This window comes from Bradyrhizobium diazoefficiens, from assembly GCF_016612535.1.
Classification (GTDB): domain Bacteria; phylum Pseudomonadota; class Alphaproteobacteria; order Rhizobiales; family Xanthobacteraceae; genus Bradyrhizobium; species Bradyrhizobium diazoefficiens_C.
In genome coordinates this window covers 69782-92969 of record NZ_JAENXS010000003.1, presented here as the reverse complement: position 1 = coordinate 92969, position 23188 = coordinate 69782, and the positions used below count along the sequence as shown (strand labels likewise).

Sequence of the window (23188 nt, the reverse complement as noted above, 5' to 3'; positions counted from 1 at the left end):
ATTCGGCTCAAGCATCAGCCGGTCCCCCGCCCGCGGCTCGATCAGGAATACTGCATCACGCCATCGTCGATCTTGCCGAAGCGCAGGGAGACGACGTCGAGCGCGTAGTTCTGGTACAGCCGCCACGGCTGCTTCGACCCCTGCTTCGGCATCTTCGCAACCGAACGCTGCACATAACCCGAGGTGAAATCGAGCGACGGCTGCGCTGATATCGTCGGATCGTCATTGTGCGGCATGCACTGGCGGAAATTGTGCCGGTCCATGTAGGTGATGAGCCGGCAGACATATTCGCAGGTGAGATCGCATTTCAGCGTCCATGACGCATTGGTGTAGCCGAAGGCCGAGGCCATGTTCGGCACGTCGGCATACATCATGCCCTTGTAGGTCAGCGTATTGGCGAAATCGACGGCGCGGCCATCGACACTGATCTCCATGCCTCCGACGACCTGGAGCACCAGGCCCGTCGCTGTCACGATGATGTCGGCGGCAAGCTCGCTGCCGTCCTTGAGGCGGATGCCGTCATGAGTAAAGGTTTCGATCTCGCTGGTGACGACGGAGGCGCGCTTTTCACGGATGGCCTTGAACAGGTCGCCGTCGGGCACAAGGCAGAGCCGCTGGTCCCAGGGGTTATAGCGCGGCGTGAAATGGGTCGCGATGTCGTAGTCGGGGCCAAGCGCCATACGCACGCCCCCGAGGATCAGGTTCTTCACCTTGTCCGGCCGCCGGCGGCTGAGCTGGAAGAAGAACATCCCCCACATGACGTTGCGCCAGCGGATCACGTGATAAGCAAGCCGCGTCGGGAGATTACGGCGCAATTTGTTGGCGACGGGGTCTTGTGCAGGGCGCGACACCACATAGGTCGGCGAGCGCTGCAGCATGGTGACTTGAGCCGCCTTCTTGGCGAGTTCCGGCACCAGCGTCACCGCGGTCGCGCCCGAGCCGATCACGACGACGCGCTTTCCCGCATAGTCGAGGTCCTCGGTCCATTTCTGCGGATGCACGATGCGGCCGGCGAAATCAGCCGCGCCCGCAAACTCCGGCGTATAGCCCGCTTCGTATTTGTAATAGCCCGAGCACATGAACAGGAAATTGCAGGTGAAGCGCACGAGCTCGGTCGCGCCCTCGCCTGCGATCCGCTCGACCTCGACGGTCCAGCGCGCCTCAGGCGTCGACCACACCGCGCGCTTGACGCGATGGCGGAAGCGGATGTGTTTCTCGATGCCGTTCTCGCTGGCTGTCTCGCGCACATAGTTCAGGATCTGCGACCCATCGGCGATCGCCTTCGGATCGGTCCACGGCTTGAAGGAATAACCGAGCGTGAACATGTCGCTGTCGGAGCGGATGCCGGGATAGCGAAACAGGTCCCAGGTGCCGCCGATACAGTCGCGGCCCTCCAGGATGACGTAGCTCTTGGCCGGGCACTTGCTCTGAAGATGATAGCCCGCGCCGATGCCGGACAGGCCGGCACCGACGATGAGGACGTCGAAATGTTCTGGGGACATGGTTTTCCTCCGCCGAGCGCGGATTGTCAGACCATCGCAGACGCGCGTCAATCACCAATCGGGCCGCTTACAACCGGGAGGAGAACCCGTTGTTTCCAGTTCACAACAAAAAAGCCCCGGATCGCTCCGGGGCTTTTGTGTCGCAATGCGCGCGGTCTCAGTACCGGTAGTGGTCCGACTTGTACGGGCCTTCCTGCTTCACGCCGATATAGTCGGCCTGGTCCTTGCGGAGTTCGGTGAGCTTGACGCCGATCTTGGCGAGGTGCAGGCGGGCAACCTTCTCGTCGAGCGACTTCGGCAGCACGTAGACTTCCTTCTTGTACTTGCCGTCCTTGTTGTTGGCGAACAGCTCGATCTGCGCCAGCGTCTGGTTGGTGAAGGACGCCGACATCACGAAAGACGGATGGCCCATGGCGTTACCGAGGTTCACGAGGCGACCTTCCGACAGCATGATGATGCGATGCTTGTCGGGGAATTCGATCTCGTCGACCTGCGGCTTGATGTTGGTCCACTTCAGGTTACGCAAACCCGCGATCTGGATCTCGTTGTCGAAGTGGCCGATGTTGCAGACGATGGCGCGATCCTTCATCGCGCGCATGTGCTCGATGGTGATGATGTCCTTGTTGCCGGTGGCGGTGACGAAGATGTCGGCGCGGGGCGCCGCGTCTTCCATGGTCACGACCTCGTAACCTTCCATCGCCGCCTGCAGCGCGCAGATCGGATCGACTTCCGACACCATCACGCGGCAACCGGCCTGGCGCAGCGAAGCCGCCGAACCCTTGCCGACGTCGCCGAAGCCCGCGACCATCGCGACCTTGCCCGACATCATCACGTCGGTGCCGCGGCGAATACCGTCGACCAGCGATTCACGGCAGCCGTAGAGATTATCGAACTTCGACTTGGTGACGCTGTCGTTGACGTTGATCGCCGGCCACAGCAGCGTGCCGGCCTTCTGCATGTCATAGAGACGATGCACGCCCGTGGTGGTCTCTTCGGAAACGCCCTTGATGCTCTTGGCGATCTCGGCGAAGTAGCCCTTCGGCCTTTCCTTGAGCTGCTTCTTCAGAAGCGCAAAGAAGACTTCTTCCTCCTCGGAGCCGGGCTTGTCGAGGAAGGCGGTATCGCCGTTCTCGGCGCGCAGGCCGAGATGGACGTACATGGTGGCGTCACCACCGTCATCGAGGATCATGTTCGGGTGACCGCCGCCGTGCCAGTCGAACAGCTTGGCGGTGTAGTCCCAGTACTCGGCCAGCGTCTCGCCCTTGACGGCGAAGACGGGAATGCCGGCAGCCGCGATCGCAGCCGCGGCGTGGTCCTGCGTCGAGTAGATGTTGCAGGAGACCCAGCGGATGTCGGCGCCCAGCGCGGCCAGCGTCTCGATCAGCACGCCCGTCTGGATCGTCATGTGCAGGGAGCCGGCGATGCGCGCACCCTTCAGCGGCTGCTTCGGGCCGTATTCTTCACGCGTGGCCATCAGGCCAGGCATCTCGGTCTCGGCGAGCGAGAGTTCCTTGCGCCCGAAATCGGCGAGCGAAATGTCCTTGACGATGTAATCGGTAAAGCCGGGCTTCGCGTTCATTGCGAGTGTCCTGTTGTTGAACGGGTCGTTCCGGGTACGCCCCTGAACAGGCGAACCCGGAATCTTGATATGATGGATTAGCGATCCCGGATCGCCGCTCTCGCGGCGCCCCGGAATGATTTCGGTGATCAAACCGCGCGCTTGAGCGCCTCGACCAGGTCGGTCTTCTCCCAGGAGAAGCCGCCCTCGTTGTCGGGCGTGCGGCCGAAATGGCCATAGGCCGAGGTGCGCGCGTAGATCGGGCGGTTGAGATCGAGATGGCTGCGGATGCCGCGCGGGGTCAAGTCCATCGCCTTGGCGGCGGCCTTCTCGAGCTGATCCTCCGACACCTTACCGGTGCCGTGAGTGTCGATGTAGATCGACAGCGGGCGCGCGACGCCAATTGCGTAGGCGAGCTGAAGCGTGCAGCGATCGGCAAGTCCGGCCGCGACGATGTTCTTGGCGACGTAACGCGCGGCATAAGCCGCTGAGCGGTCGACCTTGGTCGGATCCTTGCCGGAGAACGCGCCGCCGCCATGCGGAGCCGCGCCACCATAGGTGTCGACGATGATCTTGCGGCCGGTCAGGCCGGAGTCACCATCGGGGCCGCCGATGTAGAACTTGCCGGTCGGGTTGATGTGCCAGATGGTCTTCGGCGTGATCCAGTCCTGCGGCAGCGCTTCGCGCACATAGGGCTCGACGATGTCGCGGATCTGCTTGGAGGAGATGTCCTCGACCAGATGCTGGTGCGACACCACGATCTCGCGCACGGCGACCGGCTTGCCGTTCTCGTACTGCACGGTGACCTGGCTCTTGGAGTCCGGGCCCAGCACCTTCTCGCGGCCGGAGTGGCGCGCTTCGGAGATCAGACGCAGGATCTTGTGGGCGTAGAAAATCGGCGCCGGCATCAGGTCCGGCGTCTCGTTGGTCGCGTAACCGAACATGATGCCCTGGTCGCCCGCGCCTTCTTCCTTGACCTCGCCCGGCTGCAACGCATCGACGCCCTGCGCGATGTCGGCCGACTGCGGATGCAGCAGGATCTCGATGTCGCAGGTCTTCCAGTGGAAACCGTCCTGCTCGTAGCCGATGTCCTTGATCGCGTCGCGGACAACGCCTTCGATCTGCTCGTTCGTGACGGAGGCGGGACCGCGGGTCTCGCCGGCAATCACCACCTTGTTGGTGGTCGCGAGCGTTTCGCAGGCCGCCCGAATCGCCCAGGGGTCGATGCCGGCCTTGGGCCCTTCGCGATAGAACAGATCGACGATCTCATCTGAGATCCGGTCGCAGACCTTGTCCGGATGGCCCTCAGACACGGACTCGCTGGTGAAAAGATAGGACGCGCGCATCAGTAACCCCTTGTTCCGCCACATCAGGCGGACGTTTGCGATGTTTACCCTTGGATGATGTCAATCACGCCGGCGCGAGATGACGTAGGATTCGTCGAGAAACCAAAGCCCGTTGTACTTTCGCAGCACATCCCTGGCGGCATCCAGAGTGCGGCCGTTTTGAGTCATATCTACCAACCGGTCGTCCTCAATCTGAGCGACATACACCGCCGCATTCCACGCTGCAAAGGCCGTCGAGGTTCCGATAGTACCCGTCACCTCGTTGGGCAGCGCTTCCATATCATACCTGAAGATCGAACGGTTATCCGCGTAAGCATTAAAATTTAAGTCGCGGCCCAACGATCCAAGTTCATACTTAACTGCGCGCAATAGCTCATGACGGCTCACCGAGAAAGGATTTTCTCCAGGCCAGATCGCCTGGATCATTTCCATGCCGGGATCGTGACCGTGGGAGTGAATACCGATCAGCCGACCGCCCGGCCGCAAGGCCCGCGCCAGCGGTGCAATGATCCGCTTGGCCCGAAAATTGACCGAGGACAGGGCCCGGTATGGCTGGGAGGCGATGACGAGGTCGAAATTGGCCTCGGTCTGGCCGGGCCGCGGAATGGTCGAATCCAGCAGGAACCTGTGATCTTCGCGGTAGAGCACCAGGACGACGGGCCGCTCGTAGAGCGGCATGGCCGTGCGCGGGCTGATCGCCGCGCGCCAGTTCTGCTCCAGGAACGGCCGTAGCTCCGCGATCTGCTGCTCGAACTCGCCGGACGAGCCGCCCCGCAGCGGGACTTCGTGCCAGACGGTGGCCGCGGCCGCGGCCGGCGATGCCGGCGTCAGCCAGGGCGCCTCCGAGTAGAACATGTTGGTGAAGACGAACACCGATGCCGGATGCTCGAAAATGCGATCCGGCACCTTCTCCAGCGTCAGGCGAAGGTCCTCGAGGCTGAGCTCCTTGCCTGCGACATAGAACGGCATGTGTGGATAGCGCTGGTGGGTGGCGCGCAGCACCCGCGCCAGCACCGTGCCGTCGCCGACGCCGGCGTCGAAGATGCGCAACGCGGGCGGGCGCGGATGGATGCTGGCCAGTTCCAGTGCAACGCGCTCGGCAACCACCCGCTTCTCGCTGCAGGTGTGGACGAACAGCAGGTATTTCTGCCGGTTCTCGAAGAAGCGGAAATTGCCGCGCGGATCGCGCTTTTCCGGGGGCACCTGGAGCCCCCGCGGCGGCGGCATGCCGCCGGTCGTCGATGCCGCGATATAGGCCTGGATCCGCTCCAGCGTATCGATGGTGATGCGCTTGCCCTCGCGCAGCCGGTGCACGAGCTTCCCATCGTTCACGGCACGCCGGCCAAAGGTCGATTCTGCCATGTCCGCCTTGCAGCAGAACTCGGTGATTTGGCTCAGGATTTCGTCGTTTTTCATGAATGGGACAACAGTGGGCAGCATGGGTGGGACCCCTCTCCTAGCAAATTCTGCCCACTCAGGGAATACCCGGCTGATGCACCCGCGTCGCCCGAGCCCCAGATGACGGGAGCGATGAACCCCGGCGCTGCCGCGGACAACAAACAACCGCATCTCCTCAAGTTGAGACCCCCGTCATGCGCCGCCTGCTCGTCGCGCTTTCCGTTCTCGTGGCAAACCTTTGGTCCGCGCCTTGCTCCGCACAGGCGCGCAGCCAGCTTGGGCCGCTCTGCACCACCGACACCACGCCGGCGGACCAGATGGTCGACGCCTGCACCAAGATCATCGCCCTGAAAGTGTTTAGGGGCGAGCAGCTCGCGACCGTCTATTTCTGGCGCGCGGTGGGCTGGAACAAGAAGGGCGACTACGCAAAAGTCATCGCTGACGCCACCGAGGCGATCCGGCTGCAGCCGAGCCAGGCGGTCTACAATCTCAGGGGATCGGCCTATTACGACAAGGGCGACTACGACATCGCGATCGCCGATTTCGACGATGCGCTGAAGCTCGGCCCGCCTGATGGCATCATCTTCCACAATCGCGGCAATGCCTGGCGCGGCAAGGGTGACTACCTCAAGGCGATCGCCGATTACGACATGTCGATCAAGGCCGATCCGAGATCGGCGTTCTCGTTCCAGAACCGGGGCATCGCGAAGGAGGCGCTCGGCGATCTCGACGGTGCGCTGGCCGACATCAACCAGGCGATCCGGCTCGACCCGACGCTGCCGCAGCCGCTGATCAACCGCACCGCGATCTGGCGTGCGAAGAACGATCTCGATCGGGCGATTGCCGACGGCAGCGAGGCGATCCGGCTCGCCAAGGAGAAGCCGCCGGTCAACATCGTGACGCCGCCCAACAGCGTGCTGATCTCGGGCTATACCCATCGCGCACTGGCCTATGAAGCCAAGGGCGATTACGCGCATGCGAAGGACGACTACAAGGCGGCGCTCGCGATCGTCGCTTCCGACGCCGGCAGCAAAGCCAATCAGACCACAGCAAAGGTGCGGCTGTCGCTGGTGACGGATGCAGCCGTGCTGGTCCCGCGCGATGCACCCTCGCCGACAACGCAGCCGACAGCGGCCCCTGCCTCGCAGCAGACTGGCGCGGCACCTGCACCCTCACCGGCGCCGGCTATTCGCGGCACCCGCATGGCGCTGGTCATCGGCAACGGCGCCTATGCGCATGTCAAGGCGTTGCCCAATCCGCCCAACGATGCGCGCGCTGTGGCCAAGAGCCTGCGCGACATCGGCTTCATCGTGTCGGAGGGCGTCGATCTCGATCGCACGGCGATGCAGAAGATGACGCGCGAGTTCTTGCGCGAAGCGGCGCGGGCGCAGGTCGTGGTCGTCTATTACGCCGGTCACGGCGTTCAGGTCGACGGCCGCAACTATCTCATTCCCGTCGACGTCGAGCTCAAGCCGGGCGCGAGCATGATGGAGACGATGATCGATATGGACACGATCATGGCCGGCCTCGACGACCAGGTCCGCACCAACATCTTGATCTTCGATGCCTGCCGCAACAATCCGATGGCGCAGCAGGTCGCAGCCGCAGGCAGTAGTCGCGGCATCGAGGGCGCCTCGGGCCTCGCCGCGCCATCGAGCCTCGGGCCCGGCGCGACGCTCGGCGCCGGCACGCTGATCGCCTTTGCGACCGCGCCAGGCCAAGTTGCGCTCGACGGCGAAGGCGCCAACTCGCCCTTCTCTGCGGCACTGTCCCACCACATCGGCACGCCGGGTCTCGAAGTGCAGCAGATGCTGACACGGGTGCGGGCGGAAGTAGTCTCGACCACGAAGACCAAGCAGGTGCCGTGGTCGAACTCGTCCCTGCTGGGCGAAGTTTATCTGGCGGAGAAGTGAGAGTGTGAGGCGGATGCACCCCAACCTCGGCGTCGTCCCGGCGAAGGCCGGGACCCATAACCACCGAACGTGGTTTGGCGAAGACTCGCCGTTAGCAAGCTCGCGCTACATCTTGTCCTCGGCGTATGGATCCCGGCCCCCGTGCGCAATTGCGCACTAGGCCGGGACGACACCAAGGGATTGGCGAGGCCATTCAGTCTTACACGCAGACGCTCGAGCGCTTATTGCCCCCACACTTCCTTCGCGATCTCGACCGCGAGGCCGAGCTTCGCCCACTGCTCCTCCTCGGAGAGGATGTTGCCCTCTTCCGTCGAGGCAAAGCCGCATTGCGGCGATAGCGCGAGCTGCTCCAGCGGGACGAACTTGGCGGCTTCCTCGAGACGACGCTTGATGTCGTCCTTCTTCTCGAGCTCGCCGAACTTCGAGGTGATGACGCCGACCACGACGACCTTGTTGCCCTTGGGCAGGAAGCGCAACGGCTCGAAGCCGCCGGCTCGGTCGCTGTCGTATTCGAGGAAGTAGCCGTCGTAATTGGTGCCGGCGAGCATGGTCTCTGCAACGGGTTCATAGCCGCCCGAAGAAATCCAGGTCGAACGGAAATTGCCGCGGCAGACGTGCGTCGTCACCACCATGTCGGCGGGCTTCTCGGCCAGCGCGTAGTTGATGATGCGCGCATAGATCTGCTGCAGGCCGTCCGGAGTGTCGCCTCGCTCGCGCGCCTTCTGCAATTCGTCCGGCGAGCAGAGATAGGCCCATACGGTGTCGTCGAACTGGAGATAGCGGCAACCGGCGTCGTAGAACGCTTTGACGGCCTTGCGATAGGTCCTGCCGAGGTCCTCGTAAAAAGCGTCGAGATCGGGATAGACGTCCTTGGAGATCGCCTTGCGGCCGCCGCGGAAATGCAGCACCGCCGGCGAGGGAATCGTCATCTTGGCGGTGACGTGGGCCTGGTCGGCGGACTTCTTCAGGAAGCGGAAGTGGTCCAGCATCGGGTGGTCATCGGGGAAGTCGAGCTTGCCGATCACCCGCACCGCATCATGCCGGGTCTCAACGCCGGCGAACTGAATGCCCGTGTCGGGATGGAACATCTCACAGCCGGTCAGTTTTGCCAGGAAGTCGAAATGCCACCAGGAGCGGCGGAATTCGCCGTCGGTCGCGAGCTTCAAGCCGACCGAGGCCTGCTTGTGCACGACCTTCTCGATCTCCATGTCCTCGATCTTGCGCAGATCTTCGGCGGAGATCTCACCCTTTTCGAATTTCGCGCGGGCTTCCTTGATCTTGGCGGGGCGCAGGAGGCTACCGACCTCGTCGGCGCGGAAGGGGGCTTTGGTTCGTTGCATTTTTTGACTCCCGTTTTCAAGCGAAGTGGATGCCGGTTTGCGTTGAGAAAACGCGTCAAACAACCTAGTGGGCCGCCGCCCCTGCGACACCGAGATGGCGCTCCAGGACCGACGGGTCGGCCTTCAGCGCGGCGCTCGGCGTGTCGTGGACGATCGTTCCGCGCTCCAATATCACAACGCGGTCGGCGAGCCCCAGAATCTTTTGCGCGTTCTGCTCGACGATGATCGAGCAGATGCCGCCGGCCCGGGTGATGGCGCCGATCGCCTTCAAAAGCTCCTCGACGATGATGGGGGCGAGGCCCTCGGTCGGCTCGTCCAGCAGCAGGACCTTCGGGTTGAGGGTCAGCGCGCGGCCGATCGCCAGCATCTGCTGCTCGCCGCCGGAGAGCTGGTTGCCGAAATTGCTCCGCCGCTCCTTCAGCCGCGGGAACATCTCGTAGACCTTCTCGACGGTCCAGGGACCGGGCTGCGCCACCGCGGTCATGTTCTCTTCCACCGTCAGCGAGCGGAAGATGTTGCGCTCCTGCGGCACCCAGCCGATGCCGGCGCGCGCCCGCTGGTCGGACCGCAAGGTCGTGACATCTGTGTCGGCGAGCCTGACGCTGCCGGAGAAGCGGCGGGTGACGCCGACGATGGAGTTGATCAGCGTGGTCTTGCCGGTGCCGTTACGCCCGAGCAGCGCCAGCACCTGCCCCTCGGCGAGCCGCAGGGACATGTTCGGAAGCACCACCGCCTCGCCATAGCCGGCGCGCAGGGCGTCGATCGAAAGCAGATCAGACATTGACCGCCTCCTCGCCGAGATAGACGGCCTTGACCTGCGGATCGCGCGCGACCTGCTCGGGCGAGCCTTCGGTGAGCAGCGCGCCCGAGACCAGCACCGAGATGCGATCGGCGAATGAGAAGACGAGGTCCATATCGTGCTCGATCAGCAGCACGGTGACGTCACGCGGCAGACTGCCGACGACCGCGAGAATGTCGTGGCGCTCGCTCTCCGGCACGCCGGCGGCGGGCTCGTCCAGCAGCAGCACCCGCGGCTTGGCCGCGATCGCGACCGCGATCTCGAGCAGGCGCTGCTTGCCGTACGGCAGCGTCACGGTCTCCTCGTTCATGACGTCGAGCAGGTGGAAGCGCTTGAGAAGATCGGCGATCTCGTCATTGACGTCGCTGCGCGTCCCCATCCGCCGCCACCAGTCGCCGCCATGGCCGAGGCGCTCGGACACGGCAAGACCGATGGTCTCTAACGGGGTCAAATCGGGATAGAGCTGGTTGATCTGGAAGGTGCGCGACAGGCCGCGCAGCACGCGCTTGTGCACGGGCAGATCGGTGATGTCCTGGCCTTCGAGCAGGATGCGGCCCGAGTTCGGCCTGAGCACACCGGTGAGCTGGTTGATGACCGTGGTCTTGCCGGCACCGTTCGGGCCGATCAACGCATGGCGGGCGCCCTGCTCGATCTTCAAGGAGAGATCGCGGGTGACGCGCAGGCCGCCAAAGGTCTTTTCGAGATTTTGGGTTTCGAGTGCGATGGTCATGCGTCGCTCTCCGGCACGGCGACGACGGCTTTGCGCCCGGCAACCTGCTTGATCACGAGGTTCGGCACGTACAGCACCCAGCGGTGCAGGCGCTGGCGGCCGACCAGCACGATCACGACCAGCACGAGGCCGATCCAGAACTGCCAATATTGCGGCGTGATGGTGGAGAACACTTCCTGGAGGATGCGGAAGATCACCGCGCCGATCAGACCGCCATAGAGATAGCCGGTGCCGCCGATGACGAGCACCAGCATCAGATCAGCCGAGCGATCGAAGGCGAACACGTCGAGCGAGGCGATCGCTGTGGTCTGGGTGAACAGCGCGCCCGCAATGCCGGCGTAGAACGCCGCAAGAGTGTAGATCGCGATCAGGCGGCGGTTGACCGGAATGCCGATCGCGGCCGCGCGCAGCGGATTGTTCTTGATCGCGCGCAGCGACAGGCCGAACGGCGAGTGCACGATCCGGCGGGCGAGCAGAAACAGCAGGAACAGCACGGCAAGCGAATAGAAGAAGCCGGCCTTGCCGAACATATCGAACGGGATCTGGCCAAGGATCGGCTGCATCTCGATGCCCTGCAAGCCGTCGGTGCCACCTGTGATGTTGGAGAAGCGCTCGGCGAGTGCCTCCAGCAGCAACGCGATGCCGAGCGTCACCATCAGCCGGGTCAGGTCGACACCGCGGATCACCAGGAAGCTGGTGGCGAAGCCGAGCACCATCGCGGCCAAGCCGGCAGCAATCAGTGCCAGCACCGGCTCGTTAATGATTCCGTGCAGCGCCAGCAATCCCGCGGCATAGGCGCCGACGCCGAAGAAGGCGGCGTGGCCGAGCGAGACGATGCCGGCATAGCCGAGGATGAGATCGAGCGACATCGCAAACAGCGCCAGCCGCAGGATGTCGGTCATGATCAGATAACGCGTGGGAAACAGAAAGCCGCAGGCGAGCACAGCGAGCCAGAAGGCAACCTCGCCATAATGCCAGCGCGCCTGGCGCTGGGCGTGATAACCGACGTCGGAAGAGGCGTTCATCGGCGAACTCAACGCGCGGCCGTGCGGCCGAACAGGCCGTTCGGGCGCCAGATCAGGATCACGATCATCATGGTGTAGATCACGAAGGGGCTCATCTTCGGCACGTAATATTTGCCGGCGACGTCACCGATGCCGAGCAGGAGCGAGGCCAGGAACGGGCCGGTGATCGAGGACGAGCCGCCGACGGTGACCACGATCAGGAAGTAGATCATGAACTTCAGCGGGAAATACGGATCGAGGCCGAGGATCTCGGCGCTGAGCGCGCCGCCGAGGCCGGCGAGACCGCATCCAAATGCAAAGGTGAAGGCGAACACCTGCGGCACGTTGATGCCGAGGCCGCTCGCGGCGCGGGGATCATCGACGGCGGCACGCAGCCGGCTGCCGAAGCGGGTCTTGGCCAGCACCATCTGGAGCGCGATGGTGAGCAGGCCGCAGATCACGATGATCATCAGACGGTAGCGGCCGATGCCGACGCCGAACAGGTCGAACTGGCCCTCGAGCGCGGCCGGCAGATTGATGAAGACCCGTGAGGAACCCTGGATGTAATCGACGGCCGCAACCGACATGAACGTCAGGCCGATCGTGAACAGCACCTGGTCAAGATGGCTGCGCGCATAGAGGTGGCGATAGAGCGTGCGCTCGAGCACGATGCCGATCGCGGCTGCGGAGACGAAGGAGAGCGGCAAGGCGGCGAAGAACGGCCAGCCCATCCGGTTGACCAGCACCATGCAGACATAGCCGCCGGCCATGGCGAAGGCGCCATGGGCGAGATTGACGAAGTTCATCAGGCCGAGCGTGACCGCGAGCCCGCAGGCGAGCACGAACAGCAACATGCCGTAGGCGACGCCATCGAAGAGGTTGGTGAGGATTGAGGTCATCGTCTCAGCTTGGGTTATCCGTCATGGCCGGGCAAAAGCACGAAGTGCGTCTTCAAACAAATGTCCCGGCCATCCACGTTCTTGTCTGGGCTCTCGCGTGGATGCTCAGGTCAAGCCCGGGCATGACGCAGAGGGGGCGAAGCGCGTCGCAAACTGACGCGCTTTCGCGGCGTCACTTCTTGGTCTTGCCGGGATCCTTGACGGCCTCGAAGGTCTGGAACTCGACGTTGTAGAGTTCGCCGTCGACCTTCTCGACCTTGCGGATATAGACGTTCTGGACGATGTCGCGCGTCGCCGGATCGATCGAGATCGGGCCGCGCGGGCTCTCCCACTTCTGGCCCTTCATGGCTTCGACCAACTTGGTGCCGTCGGTGTCGCCATTGGTCTTCTTCAGTGCCTCATAGATGAGGTGGATGCCGTCATAGCCGCTCACCGCCATGAAGCCCGGGCGCGTACCATAAGCCTTCTTGTAGGCGGCGACGAAATCTTTGTTCATCTGCGAGGGATGCGCCGCCGAGTAGATATGCGCGGTCACGGTCCCGAGCACGGCGTCGCCCATGTTGTTGAGGAGGTCGTCGTCGGTGACGTCGCCGGGTCCGATCACCTTGATGCCGGCCTTGTCGAGGCCGCGCTCGGCATATTGCTTCATGAAGTTGCCGCCCTGGCCGGCCGGCACGAACACGAAGATCGCGTCGGGTTTTGCGTCCTTCATGCGCTGCAGGAACGGCGCGAAGTCGGGGTTAGCCAGCGGCGTCTTGACCTCTTCGACGATCTCGCCGCCACCGGCGGTGAAGTGCTCCTTGAAGAAGTTCAGCGCATCATTGCCCGGCGCGTAGTCCGAGGTCAGCGTCGCCACCTTCTTGATGCCGTTCTTCACCGCCCAGTCGCCGATGATGGTCGATGACTGTGCCAGCGTGAAGCTGGTGCGCACGATATAGGGCGAGCGCTCGGTGATGATGGAAGTGCCGGCCGCCATCACGACTTCCGGGATCTTGGCTTGGGTTGCGAGCGGGGCTGCGGCAAGTGCTGCCGGCGTCACGCCAAAGCCGGCGATGAAATTGACCTTGTCGTTGACGATCAGTTCCTGCGCGGCGGTCTTGGTCTTGTCAGGAATCGCAGCATCGTCCTTGAGAATGATCTCGACCTTCTTGCCGGCGACGGTGTCGCCCTTCTGCTGCATATAGAGCTTGATCGCGTTCTCGATCTGCTTGCCGGTCGAGGCCTGGCCGCCGGTCATCGGCAGGATCAGGCCGACCTTGACGGTGTCTTCCGCCTTGGCTGGCGCGACGGCCGCGAGGCCAGCGATGGCGGCAACTGCGGCCGCCCAGGAGACCGTTTGCGTAAGCTGTTTGCGTTCGAACATCAGATGTCCCTCCCCTTCATTCCTGATCTCTTGTGCGCCGGACCGAGTGCCCGGTCCTTGTCTCACCTTAACCCACGCACGCGTGACGTCGCGGGCCACATGGCGTCTTTCGCGCCATCATTGTCAATCGGACGTTTGGCGAGCATTCGGTGCAAGCCGCGCGCTCCGATTACCAAGCATGGAAAGCCATGTCGCGGTTACGCCGGGGTGACCCGAGCGCTCCGATCTTGGCGAACTTCATTTGTACGATTGTACAAATAAAATGGACCTGTCAACGAAAAAGCCCCATCGCCGACAAAGCCAGATTGTCGCGAGCCGCTGGCCGCAGTCTAGGAATACCGCTGGCCGGGTGGATGGAGGATTTCGTCTTTCATTTGCAGAATTTGAACATCGGCACGCAAGAACATCGGCACGCAAGACGGCTCATCGCGATCGGTATTTTAATACCTACCTCGAATAAGCCAATTTTACCTTGTTGAAGGCTACGGTTCCTGAGCGCTGGTGATCCGGCGTCCGACCACCCCGTTTCGAGCCGGCGCCCACACGATGTCCATGCGTTCCCATTCTCTCCTGCTTCTCGTCGTGCTTGCCGCCGCTCTGTCCGGCTGCGGCACCGTCAACGAAAAGCTGTCGGCCGGCATGGGCGACTATGTTCCGCAATGGGCCGGCGGGTTGCCCGCAGACGCCCCGCCGCGGCCAGGCACACCGCAATACGAGGCCTACATGAAGGAACGCGAGCGCAAGCGGCTGCTGCCGGCGGCCGATCGCGAAAGGGAAGAGCAGGCGCAGAAGGGTGCCACGGGGTCCGCGTCGGGCGATGCGGTGCGTTAGGCCTGCGCGTCCCCTCGCCCCGCTCCGCGCGGAGTGGTGAGACAACTCAATCCATAAACACCACAGTCTTGCGACCATTCGGGATGACACGGTCGTCGAGGTGGTAGCGGATCGCACGCGCCAGCACGCGGCGCTCGATGTCGCGGCCCTTGCGCACGAGATCTTCCGGCGTATCGCGATGGCTGATGCGCTCGACGTCCTGGTCGATGATCGGGCCCTCGTCGAGGTCGCGCGTCACGTAGTGCGCCGTGGCGCCGATCAGCTTGACGCCGCGCTCATGCGCCTGGTGATAGGGCTTTGCGCCTTTGAAGCCAGGCAGGAACGAGTGGTGGATGTTGATGCAGCGGCCCGAGAGCTGTGCCGAAAGATCGTCCGACAGGATCTGCATGTAGCGGGCGAGCACGACGAGATCGGTGCCGGTCTTGGCGACGAGATCCAGGATCTGCCCTTCCTGTTCGCGCTTGGTTTCCTTGGTGACCGGCAGATAGTGGAACGGGATGCCACCGAAATCCAATCCGGCATAGACCTCACGTGGATGGTTGGAGACGATCGCAGCGAGCGTCATCGGCAATTCGCCGGTGCGCCAGCGATAGAGGATGTCGACCAGGCAGTGGTCGGACTTCGACACCAGCAGCATCACCTTGCGAAGCGCGGCACGGTCGCGCATCTGCCATTCCATGCCGAAACGCTCGGCGATCGCGGCAAAGCCGGTCTGGAGCGCAGACAGCTCCACGGCGAGATCGGCCGCGGTGAACACCACGCGCATGAAGAATTTCTTGGTCTCGACGTCGTCGAACTGCTGGGCGTCCAGAATGTTCTGTCCGGAGTTCGCCAGGAAGGTGGACACCGCCGAAACGATGCCGGGACGATCCGGACAGGACAGGGTCAGAACGTATTGATGATCGGGCATGTTGATGGTCAGAGATGGCTCTTGATGAAGGTTTGGGCAGGGCTCGCGGAACGACCCGCGCGATTTGCGCCCTGCTCTAGCACCGAGGCGACCCTTGCGCCAATCCCGACGACGGAGTCAGGATGAACGGACGATTGCGATTTTGACTGACCGGAGCACGCCCATGGCCGACCGTTTGAACGGCACCCGCATCCTGATCCTGGAAAGCCGCGAGGAGGCGCAGTTCTCAAAACTTCTGGCCGAGCAAGGCGCCGATGTCGTGCAATGTCCGATGTTCACCATCCAGGATGCGCAGGACCCCGCCCCGGTCGAGGCCTGGATCCGCCGCGCCATCGACAAGCCGTTCGACGACCTCGTGCTGATGACTGGCGAGGGCCTGCGGCGGATCACGAAGCTCGCGCGCGCGCGCCAGATAGACCAGGCTTTTGTCGCGGCGCTCGCCAAGTCGCGAAAATTCACCCGCGGGCCGAAGCCCGGTAAGGCATTGCGCGAGATCGGACTCGAGGCGCAGCAGACCACGGAGAAGCCGACCACCGAGGGCGTGATCGAGATGCTGGGCAAGCGCGACCTCAGGGGACGCCGCCTCGGCCTCCAGCTCTATCCGGACAAGGACCACAGCGCGCTGACCGGTGCGCTGGCCGCGCAAGGTGCCGAGGTCGATACCGTGTTGCCTTACGTCTACGATTCCAAGGCAGCCGATGCGAATATCGTTGCGGCCATCGACGACATGGCGGCCGGGCGGATCGATTCCATCGCGCTCACCAATCTTGGCCAGGTCCGCCGCCTGATCGAGGCCGCCAAGGCCCATGGCAGCGAGGCGAAACTGCGCGAGGGATTTGAGCGCACGCTGATCGCATCGGTGGGGCCCGCAGTATCCGGCGAGCTCGCAGCGCATGGGTTGCGCACCGACATCTCGCCAGCGGACGACGCCTATTTCATGCGCCCTCTGATCTCGGCGATGGCTGCGGCGCTGGCGGAGCGGAAGCCGAAAACTGCTGCGAGGTAGGAGCCGGGCGCGGGGGCGGCCCGTGGCGGCTGCGATTGACACGCGGACTGTCGGCGCTACGTTGCCAAACAGCAAAAAGAAACAACAAGGGCAGGAAATCGCCGTGACACGCGTTATCGCGTTGTGAGCGTGGGTTCGCGGCGCTCGGCGCTCGCGCCATTCCGCATCCGCAACTACCGCTTCCAGTGGCCGTCCGACCTGCTCACCTCCTGGGCGTTCGAGGTCGAGACGCTGGTGCTCGGCTGGTACATCCTGGTCGAGACCGGCTCGGTGCTGCTACTGACCATCCTCGCCTCGCTGCAGTATCTCGGCACGCTGGTTGCGCCGGTGCTCGGGATGGTCGGCGACCGCATCGGTCACCGCGACCTCCTTGTCGTGCTGCGCCTCACCTACACAGTGCTCGCTTCGACCATCGTGGTGCTGGCGCTGACTGGCCATCTGGCGCCGCTCAACGTCATGATCATCGTGACTGTCATGGGCCTGATCCGTTCCTCGGATCTTGGCATTCGCAGCGCACTGCTCGCCGACATCATGCCCGCCGAGCAGCTCGTGGGTGCGATCAGCCTGTCTCGCACGACCCAGGATAGCGCGCGCATTGCCGGAGCGCTGACGGGAGCTGGACTGTTTGCAGTCCTTGGCATAGGCCCAATCTATGTTGGGGTCGCATGTTTCTATCTCACGGCCGCGATTCTGATGTTCTGCCTGACCCGACCGACGAAGTCCGCGGCGCATCGCGCGGTCGAGAGCCAGTCCGGCTCGCGACTGCTGCGCGATCTCAAGGAAGGCATCGTGTATTCCTGGAACGGGCCGGCCATGCTGGCAGCGCTTTGCGTCGCATTCCTTGCCAATCTCACCGCATTTCCGTTGACGAATGGATTGCTGCCCTACATCGCGCGCGACATCTTTCATACCGACCAGACCGGCCTCGGTTATCTTTCGGCGAGCTTCGCCCTGGGCTCGCTGATCGGCTCCGTCACGCTCAGTCTGGCCAGCGGCCTGCGCATTGCCCGGCTCCTGATCGGTGCCACACTGGCCTGGTACACGCTGCTGCTCGTGTTCGTCGAAATCAGGACCATGCCGGTCGCCATGGCTTGCCTCGTGCTGGCCGGCATCGCCCAGAGCATGTCGATGATTTCGGCAGCTGTGATCCTGATGCGGACGGCCAGCGCGCACCTGCGCGGTCGGGTGATGGGGGTGCGCATGATGGTGATCTACGGCCTGCCGATCGGATTGCTCGCGGCCGGCAGCCTGATCGACATCATCGGTTATTCCGCGACCGGCTCGCTCTACGCGGTCTCAGGCATCATCGCGATGTTGGCCATCGCCATCCGCTGGCGCGCCGACCTGTGGCCGGTGCATGCGCCCGCCAATGCGCGGTGACGTTGTAAGGGCTCAATCCCCGTACCCGCGCAGCCGCTCGATATTGAGAATGGTGACGCCGCCGTACTCCAGCCGCAGCAGCCCCTCCTTCTCCAGCTGGTTCAGCGCGCGGTTGGCGTTCTGCCGCGACATGCCGGACAGCGCGCCGATCTCCTCCTGGGTGATCTCCAGATGCGCGGTCGATTCCGGATAGAGGATCGGATTGAACAGCGAGGCGATGCCGCGGGCAAGCCGAGCAGTCGCATCGAGCGTGCGGTTGACCTCGAGCATGCCGATGAACTGGCCAAGCCGCTCGTTGAGCTGGCGCACCAGGAAGCGATTGAAGCCGACGCTGTTCTCGAACAGCCACATGAAGGCAGCGCGCTCCATCAGCGCGACCCGGCTGTCGCGCAGCGCAACCACGTCATAGCGGCGCAGCTCGTTCTTGAGCACGCTGCCCTCGCCGAACCAGGCGCCCGCCGTGAGCCCCGCAAGGCTCGTCTCCTTGCCATCACGCGAGACCCCGCCCATGCGGGCAAGGCCGCTCACCATGCCGGCCCAATAGTCGAATTTGTCGCCGCGCATAAACACGGTCTCGCCGGTGCCGTAGGACCGCTCCGTGATCCCGGCACGGGCGACCTCGATCTCCGCTTGCGTGAGCTCGCGCGACCAGGCGGCGATGCGCTTCAGTTGATCATCTGAAATCATGATCTGGAGGCCAGCCGCACCGTTTCGTCACTCCATCCCTCTGCTGCACTGCAACACAATCGTTCCGACCACCATCCGACGAAAGATGTAAGCCGATGCCGCCCCAAAAACTTTGTCGCAGAATTGTCAGGACGGAGACATTTCAAAATAGCGCTTTCCCCTATTGAGAGCCACCTCGGGCGATGCGGCTTTTGATCCCAAACGGGGACGAAAGCGGCACGGCTCCGGTCGGGACCATGTGCTGCATGGCCTCACCGGCACGACCGTACTAGGATCGCCCGGCAGGAACCGACGAAGAGCGCCGCTGAACGCGCCATCACCGGGGAGGGATTTGTTTGGTGGCTACCAGTCTCGAAGTGCGCGGCGTGTCCTTGCGGTTCGGCGGCGTTCGCGCGCTGACCGACGTCAGCTTCGGAATCAACGACGGCGAATTGTTCTCGATCATCGGCCCCAATGGCGCCGGCAAGACCTCGATCGTGAATTGTATTTCCGGCCGTTACAAGCCGACCGAAGGCCAGCTGTTCTACCGGGGCCGCGATATCACCGGCCTGACGCCGAACGCCCGCGCCTCGCTCGGCATCGGCCGCACCTTCCAAAATCTCGCGCTATTCCACCACATGAGCGTGCTCGACAACATCATGGTCGGCCGCCATCACCTGCTGAAGAACAATTTCCTCACGGGCTCGCTGTACTGGCTCACCGGCGCGCGCAAGGAAGAGCTCGAACATCGCCGCAAGGTCGAGGAGATCATCGACTTCCTCGACCTCCAGTCGGTACGCAAGGCACAAGCCGGCACCCTCTCCTACGGCCTGCGCAAGCGCGTCGAGCTGGCCCGCGCCATGGCGCTGGAGCCGCGCCTCATCCTCCTCGACGAGCCGATGGCCGGCATGAACTTCGAGGAGAAGGAGGACATGGCCCGCTACATCGTCGACCTCAACGAGGAGTTCGGCATGACGGTGGTGATGATCGAGCACGACATGGGCGTGGTGATGGACATCTCCCACCGCGTCATAGTGCTGGATTTCGGCCGCAAGATCGCCGAGGGCGATCCCGCCGCGGTGCTCGCCGATTCCCACGTCAGGCGTGCCTATCTCGGCGAGGAGGACGAGGTGCTGGTCGATCCCGACGACGCACCGCCGGCGCAGGAGAGCGCGGCATGATGGATTACGCAGGCCGCGTCGCGCAGGCCGACACTTATCCAAAAATGCTCCGGCTCAATGCCAGGGAGCACGGCAATGAAATTGCGCTGCGCGAAAAGGATCTCGGCCTCTGGCGCCCGTTTACCTGGAACGACTACCAGACGCGGGTGCGCGACTTTGCGCTCGGCCTGACCGAGCTGGGCCTCGGGCGCGAGGATGTCGTCGGCATCATCGGCGACAACCGGCCGGACTGGGTCGCGGCGGAGGTTGCGACTCACGCGATCGGCGGACTGAGCCTCGGGCTCTATCGCGACGTGCTGGACGAAGAGGCCTCCTATCTCCTCAACTACGGCGAAGCCCAGCTCGTCTTCGCCGAGGACGAGGAGCAGGTCGACAAGCTGCTCACGCTGGCCGATCGCGTGCCGCGGCTGAAGCACATCATCTATTCCGATCCGCGCGGCATGCGGAAATATGACGATCCCAGGCTGATGTCGGCGGAGACATTCGCCGGGCTCGGACGTGCCCGGGCCACGCGCGAGCCGGAGCTCTACGATCGCCTCGTCGATGCCACCAAGGGCGAGGACGTCGCCATCCTCTGCACCACGTCCGGCACGACGTCGCACCCCAAACTCGCAATGCTCGCCGCCGGCCGCGTCCTCGGCCATTGCGCGACCTATCTCGCTTTCGATCCGAAGGGGCCGGACGACGAATACGTCTCCGTGCTGCCGCTGCCGTGGATCATGGAACAGGTCTATGTGCTGGGCAAAGGCCTCCTCTGCCGGATGAAGATCAACTTCGTCGAAGAGCCGGACACGATGATGAATGATCTGCGCGAGATCGCGCCGACCTTCGTGCTGTTCGCGCCGCGCGTCTGGGAATCGATCGCCGCCGATGTCCGCGCCAAGGTGATGGACGCGACACCCTTCAAGCAGCGTCTGTTCGACATTGGCATGAAGAGCGGCCTTGCCGCGCTCGAACAGGGCAATCGTTCGGGCTTTGCCGACGCGATTTTGTTCCGCGCATTGCGCGACCGCCTCGGCTTCACGCGGCTACGCTCGGCTGCAACCGGCGGCGCGGCGCTCGGGCCCGACACCTTCAAGTTCTTCCAGGCCATGGGCGTGCCGCTGCGCACGCTATACGGCCAGACCGAGTTGCTAGGGGCCTACACGCTGCATCCCGAAGGCAAGGTCGATCCTGATACCACCGGCGTACCGATGGCCGACGAGATCGAGATCCGCATCGACAACGCCGACGTCCATGGCGTCGGCGAGATCGTCGTGCGGCACCCCCACATGTTTCTCGGCTATTACAAGAACCCGGAGGCGAGCGTGGCCGACATCCGGGACGGCTGGATGCTGTCGGGCGACGCCGGCTATTTCAACGCGAACCGCCAGCTCGTCGTGATCGACCGCATCAAGGATCTCGCCGAGACCTCGCGCGGCGAGCGCTTCTCGCCGCAATTCATCGAGAACAAGCTGAAATTCTCGCCCTACATCGCCGAAGCCGTGGTGCTGGGGGCCGGCCGCGACGCGCTCGCGGCGATGATCTGCATCCGCTATTCCATCATCTCGAAATGGGCGGAGAAGAACCGCCTCTCCTTCACGACATACAGCGATCTCGCCTCGCGCCCCGAGGTCTACGCGCTGCTCCGCAAGGAGGTCGAAACCGTCAACGTCACGCTGCCGCCGGCGCAGCGCATCTCGCGCTTTCTGCTGCTGTACAAGGAGCTCGACGCCGACGACGGCGAGCTCACCCGTACCCGAAAAGTGCGCCGCAGCGTCATCAACGAGAAGTACGAAGGCATCATCGACGCGATCTACCGTGGCGATGCCAACATCCCCGTCGACACGATGATCCGCTTCCAGGACGGCACCACGCAGAGGGTGCGCACGACGCTCCGCGTGGTGGATCTGGGCGGACACGGGCATATGGCGGAGGCTGCGGAGTGAAGCAAGCTACCCCGCCGAACGCTGCTGCCCTTCGCCTCTCCCCGCCTGCGGGGAGAGGCCGGAGCGCGTTAGCGATCCGGGTGAGGGGGAGCCTCCGCGAGGGCGGTAACAATCGTTTCGAGAACGCCAGCCAAATTGCTCGACACATCGTTGTTCCAGAACCGCAGGATCCGACAATTTCGGTCGGTCAGCCATTTGTCGCGCACGACGTCATGCGGACTGTCGGCGTGTTGGCCACCGTCCACTTCAACGATCAGGCGCGCTTCACGGCATATAAAGTCGACGGTATATGGCCCGATCGGCTCCTGCCGGACAAATTTGTGGCCGTTCAGCCTGCGGGCGCGCAGGCGATAGCAGAGCTTTCCTTCCGCATCCGTCAACGCAGCGCGCAAGCTCCTTGCGCGACCAGTCTTCGTCTCTTCGGCACCTCGCATGCGGAGACTCCCCCTCACCCGCCGCGCTCCGGACGATGCTTCGCATCGCTCGGTGCGCGTCGGCCTCTCCCCGCAAGCGGGGAGAGACGAAAGGTCCATTATACATGAACACTGCCTTCCTCATCCAGCTTCTGGTCAACGGTCTCGTCGTCGGCACGCTCTATGGCGTGGTCGCGATGTCGTTCGTGCTGATCTACAAGGCCACGCAGGTGGTCAATTTCGCACAAGGTGAATTGCTGCTGGTCGGGGCCTGGGTGTGCTGGGCCCTGCTCGCCAAATACCAGGTGCCGTTCTGGATCGGCATGCCGATGACGCTGGTGTTCATGTTCGCGTTCGGCATCGCGATCCAGGTCCTGATCCTGCGACCGATGATCGGCGAGCCCATCATCTCCGTGATCATGGTGACGATCGGCCTCTCGACCGTGCTGCAGGCGACGCTGAAATGGATGTTCGGTGTCAATCCGCAACCGTTTCCGCGCGTGTTCGAGAGCCAGTCGGTCGGCCTGTTCGGGCTCCAGATCCAGACTGTCTACGTCATGAGCCTGGTCGTCTCGATCGCGATGATGATCGGCATGGCCTGGTTCTTCCGCGCCTCGAAGTACGGCCTTGCGATGCGCGCCACGGCGTTCAACCAGCAGGTGGCGCAGTCGCTCGGCATTTCCGTGAAGAGCGTGTTCGCCATGGCCTGGGCTATTTCGGCGACCGTGTCGGCGGTCGCCGGTGTCGTCGTCGCGGTGGTCAACGGCGTGTCGTCCGGGCTCGCCGGCTACGGCATCAAAGTGTTTCCCGCCGCGATCCTCGGCGGGCTCGATTCCGTCGGCGGCGCGGTGCTCGGCGGCATCATCATCGGCCTGCTCGAGAACATCGCGCAATATGTCGACAGCCAGTATCTGCACTGGGGCAATCTCTACGAGATCGCGCCGTTCTACGTCCTCATCATCGTGCTGATGATCAAGCCCTACGGCCTGTTCGGCACCCACGACATCGAGCGGATCTGACC

20 protein-coding genes are annotated in these 23188 nt (G+C 63.6%); 7 read left to right on the top strand and 13 right to left on the bottom strand.

The genetic code is table 11. From position 1 onward, the window contains the following. Positions 1 to 41: 41 nt before the first annotated feature. The 4 genes from JJE66_RS31570 to JJE66_RS31555 all read right to left on the bottom strand — a co-directional run bounded on the left by JJE66_RS31570 (position 42) and on the right by JJE66_RS31555 (position 5822). Positions 42 to 1502: an NAD(P)/FAD-dependent oxidoreductase gene (locus JJE66_RS31570; RefSeq protein WP_200519193.1), complete on the bottom strand. Its 1461-nt coding sequence runs from the start codon at positions 1500 to 1502 to the stop codon at positions 42 to 44. 157 nt (positions 1503 to 1659) lie between these two features. Next, the gene (gene ahcY, locus JJE66_RS31565) at positions 1660 to 3081 is read right to left on the bottom strand and encodes an adenosylhomocysteinase (protein ID WP_200519191.1); all 1422 of its coding nucleotides are present in this window, start codon (positions 3079 to 3081) and stop codon (positions 1660 to 1662) included. Between the two features lie 128 nt (positions 3082 to 3209). Further along, positions 3210 to 4406, bottom strand: coding sequence for a methionine adenosyltransferase (gene metK, locus JJE66_RS31560; protein ID WP_200519189.1), 1197 nt, complete (start codon positions 4404 to 4406; stop codon positions 3210 to 3212). Positions 4407 to 4466: 60 nt separating this feature from the next. Then, positions 4467 to 5822, bottom strand: a complete 1356-nt coding sequence (locus JJE66_RS31555) for a hypothetical protein (protein ID WP_200520158.1) — start codon at positions 5820 to 5822, stop codon at positions 4467 to 4469. A gap of 176 nt (positions 5823 to 5998) precedes the next feature. Between JJE66_RS31555 and JJE66_RS31550 the strand changes: the two genes are divergently transcribed. After that, on the top strand, positions 5999 to 7717 hold the full coding sequence (locus tag JJE66_RS31550; RefSeq protein WP_200519187.1) for a caspase family protein: 1719 nt from the start codon (positions 5999 to 6001) through the stop codon (positions 7715 to 7717). A gap of 221 nt (positions 7718 to 7938) precedes the next feature. On the opposite strand, the gene JJE66_RS31545 is transcribed toward JJE66_RS31550, so the two are convergent. The 6 genes from JJE66_RS31545 to JJE66_RS31520 form a co-directional block, all read right to left on the bottom strand. Then, entirely contained in the window at positions 7939 to 9057 is a 1119-nt protein-coding gene (locus JJE66_RS31545; RefSeq protein WP_200519185.1) for a cobalamin-independent methionine synthase II family protein, read from the bottom strand. A 64-nt stretch (positions 9058 to 9121) separates the two neighbouring features. Further along, entirely contained in the window at positions 9122 to 9838 is a 717-nt protein-coding gene (locus tag JJE66_RS31540) for an ABC transporter ATP-binding protein (protein ID WP_200519183.1), read from the bottom strand. Next, positions 9831 to 10586: an ABC transporter ATP-binding protein gene (locus JJE66_RS31535; protein ID WP_200519181.1), complete on the bottom strand. Its 756-nt coding sequence runs from the start codon at positions 10584 to 10586 to the stop codon at positions 9831 to 9833. Before JJE66_RS31535 ends, JJE66_RS31540 begins: the two co-directional genes overlap by 8 nt. Continuing rightward, a complete protein-coding gene (locus JJE66_RS31530; protein ID WP_200519179.1) occupies positions 10583 to 11611 on the bottom strand; it encodes a branched-chain amino acid ABC transporter permease in 1029 nt (342 codons plus the stop codon). Before JJE66_RS31530 ends, JJE66_RS31535 begins: the two co-directional genes overlap by 4 nt. An 8-nt stretch (positions 11612 to 11619) precedes the next feature. Continuing rightward, positions 11620 to 12489, bottom strand: coding sequence for a branched-chain amino acid ABC transporter permease (locus tag JJE66_RS31525; RefSeq protein WP_200519177.1), 870 nt, complete (start codon positions 12487 to 12489; stop codon positions 11620 to 11622). Positions 12490 to 12661: 172 nt separating this feature from the next. Continuing rightward, positions 12662 to 13852 (bottom strand): ABC transporter substrate-binding protein, encoded by a 1191-nt coding sequence (locus JJE66_RS31520; RefSeq protein ID WP_200519175.1) that lies wholly within the window; start codon positions 13850 to 13852, stop codon positions 12662 to 12664. 546 nt (positions 13853 to 14398) lie between these two features. Here JJE66_RS31520 and JJE66_RS31515 point away from each other — a divergent pair. Beyond that, complete coding sequence (locus JJE66_RS31515; protein ID WP_200519173.1) at positions 14399 to 14683, top strand: hypothetical protein; 285 nt, start codon at positions 14399 to 14401, stop codon at positions 14681 to 14683. Between the two features lie 46 nt (positions 14684 to 14729). Here JJE66_RS31515 and purU read toward each other — a convergent pair whose 3' ends face one another. Further along, complete coding sequence (gene purU, locus JJE66_RS31510; RefSeq protein WP_200519171.1) at positions 14730 to 15593, bottom strand: formyltetrahydrofolate deformylase; 864 nt, start codon at positions 15591 to 15593, stop codon at positions 14730 to 14732. A gap of 163 nt (positions 15594 to 15756) precedes the next feature. On the opposite strand from purU, the gene JJE66_RS31505 reads away from it, so the two are divergent. Next, complete coding sequence (locus JJE66_RS31505; RefSeq protein ID WP_200519169.1) at positions 15757 to 16599, top strand: uroporphyrinogen-III synthase; 843 nt, start codon at positions 15757 to 15759, stop codon at positions 16597 to 16599. Positions 16600 to 16722: 123 nt separating this feature from the next. Next, on the top strand, positions 16723 to 17979 hold the full coding sequence (locus JJE66_RS31500) for an MFS transporter (RefSeq protein ID WP_200519167.1): 1257 nt from the start codon (positions 16723 to 16725) through the stop codon (positions 17977 to 17979). Positions 17980 to 17991: 12 nt separating this feature from the next. Here JJE66_RS31500 and JJE66_RS31495 read toward each other — a convergent pair whose 3' ends face one another. After that, the gene (locus JJE66_RS31495; RefSeq protein ID WP_200519165.1) at positions 17992 to 18666 is read right to left on the bottom strand and encodes a Crp/Fnr family transcriptional regulator; all 675 of its coding nucleotides are present in this window, start codon (positions 18664 to 18666) and stop codon (positions 17992 to 17994) included. 338 nt (positions 18667 to 19004) lie between these two features. Here JJE66_RS31495 and JJE66_RS31490 point away from each other — a divergent pair, with 338 nt between their 5' ends. Further along, positions 19005 to 19826: an ABC transporter ATP-binding protein gene (locus tag JJE66_RS31490; protein ID WP_200519163.1), complete on the top strand. Its 822-nt coding sequence runs from the start codon at positions 19005 to 19007 to the stop codon at positions 19824 to 19826. Further along, on the top strand, positions 19823 to 21754 hold the full coding sequence (locus JJE66_RS31485; RefSeq protein ID WP_200519161.1) for a long-chain fatty acid--CoA ligase: 1932 nt from the start codon (positions 19823 to 19825) through the stop codon (positions 21752 to 21754). The genes JJE66_RS31490 and JJE66_RS31485 overlap by 4 nt, the downstream gene beginning before the upstream one ends. A 68-nt stretch (positions 21755 to 21822) precedes the next feature. Here JJE66_RS31485 and JJE66_RS31480 read toward each other — a convergent pair whose 3' ends face one another. Beyond that, positions 21823 to 22188, bottom strand: a complete 366-nt coding sequence (locus JJE66_RS31480; protein ID WP_200519159.1) for an endonuclease domain-containing protein — start codon at positions 22186 to 22188, stop codon at positions 21823 to 21825. Positions 22189 to 22292: 104 nt separating this feature from the next. On the opposite strand from JJE66_RS31480, the gene JJE66_RS31475 reads away from it, so the two are divergent. Continuing rightward, positions 22293 to 23186 (top strand): branched-chain amino acid ABC transporter permease, encoded by an 894-nt coding sequence (locus JJE66_RS31475; protein ID WP_200519157.1) that lies wholly within the window; start codon positions 22293 to 22295, stop codon positions 23184 to 23186. Positions 23187 to 23188: the final 2 nt, after the last annotated feature.

What these genes read in the sequence shown, in the direction of transcription:
- JJE66_RS31545 (WP_200519185.1), bottom strand. Translation starts at nt 9,057, where the DNA reads ATGCAACGAACCAAAGCCCCCTTCCGCGCCGACGAGGTCGGTAGCCTC.
- purU (WP_200519171.1), bottom strand. Translation starts at nt 15,593, where the DNA reads ATGCCCGATCATCAATACGTTCTGACCCTGTCCTGTCCGGATCGTCCC.
- JJE66_RS31480 (WP_200519159.1), bottom strand. Translation starts at nt 22,188, where the DNA reads ATGCGAGGTGCCGAAGAGACGAAGACTGGTCGCGCAAGGAGCTTGCGC.
- JJE66_RS31495 (WP_200519165.1), bottom strand. Translation starts at nt 18,666, where the DNA reads ATGATTTCAGATGATCAACTGAAGCGCATCGCCGCCTGGTCGCGCGAG.
- metK (WP_200519189.1), bottom strand. Translation starts at nt 4,406, where the DNA reads ATGCGCGCGTCCTATCTTTTCACCAGCGAGTCCGTGTCTGAGGGCCAT.
- JJE66_RS31520 (WP_200519175.1), bottom strand. Translation starts at nt 13,852, where the DNA reads ATGTTCGAACGCAAACAGCTTACGCAAACGGTCTCCTGGGCGGCCGCA.
- JJE66_RS31555 (WP_200520158.1), bottom strand. Translation starts at nt 5,822, where the DNA reads ATGAAAAACGACGAAATCCTGAGCCAAATCACCGAGTTCTGCTGCAAG.
- JJE66_RS31570 (WP_200519193.1), bottom strand. Translation starts at nt 1,502, where the DNA reads ATGTCCCCAGAACATTTCGACGTCCTCATCGTCGGTGCCGGCCTGTCC.
- JJE66_RS31475 (WP_200519157.1), top strand. Translation starts at nt 22,293, where the DNA reads ATGAACACTGCCTTCCTCATCCAGCTTCTGGTCAACGGTCTCGTCGTC.
- JJE66_RS31505 (WP_200519169.1), top strand. Translation starts at nt 15,757, where the DNA reads ATGGCCGACCGTTTGAACGGCACCCGCATCCTGATCCTGGAAAGCCGC.
- JJE66_RS31535 (WP_200519181.1), bottom strand. Translation starts at nt 10,586, where the DNA reads ATGACCATCGCACTCGAAACCCAAAATCTCGAAAAGACCTTTGGCGGC.
- JJE66_RS31540 (WP_200519183.1), bottom strand. Translation starts at nt 9,838, where the DNA reads ATGTCTGATCTGCTTTCGATCGACGCCCTGCGCGCCGGCTATGGCGAG.
- ahcY (WP_200519191.1), bottom strand. Translation starts at nt 3,081, where the DNA reads ATGAACGCGAAGCCCGGCTTTACCGATTACATCGTCAAGGACATTTCG.
- JJE66_RS31485 (WP_200519161.1), top strand. Translation starts at nt 19,823, where the DNA reads ATGATGGATTACGCAGGCCGCGTCGCGCAGGCCGACACTTATCCAAAA.
- JJE66_RS31550 (WP_200519187.1), top strand. Translation starts at nt 5,999, where the DNA reads ATGCGCCGCCTGCTCGTCGCGCTTTCCGTTCTCGTGGCAAACCTTTGG.
- JJE66_RS31515 (WP_200519173.1), top strand. Translation starts at nt 14,399, where the DNA reads ATGTCCATGCGTTCCCATTCTCTCCTGCTTCTCGTCGTGCTTGCCGCC.
- JJE66_RS31530 (WP_200519179.1), bottom strand. Translation starts at nt 11,611, where the DNA reads ATGAACGCCTCTTCCGACGTCGGTTATCACGCCCAGCGCCAGGCGCGC.
- JJE66_RS31525 (WP_200519177.1), bottom strand. Translation starts at nt 12,489, where the DNA reads ATGACCTCAATCCTCACCAACCTCTTCGATGGCGTCGCCTACGGCATG.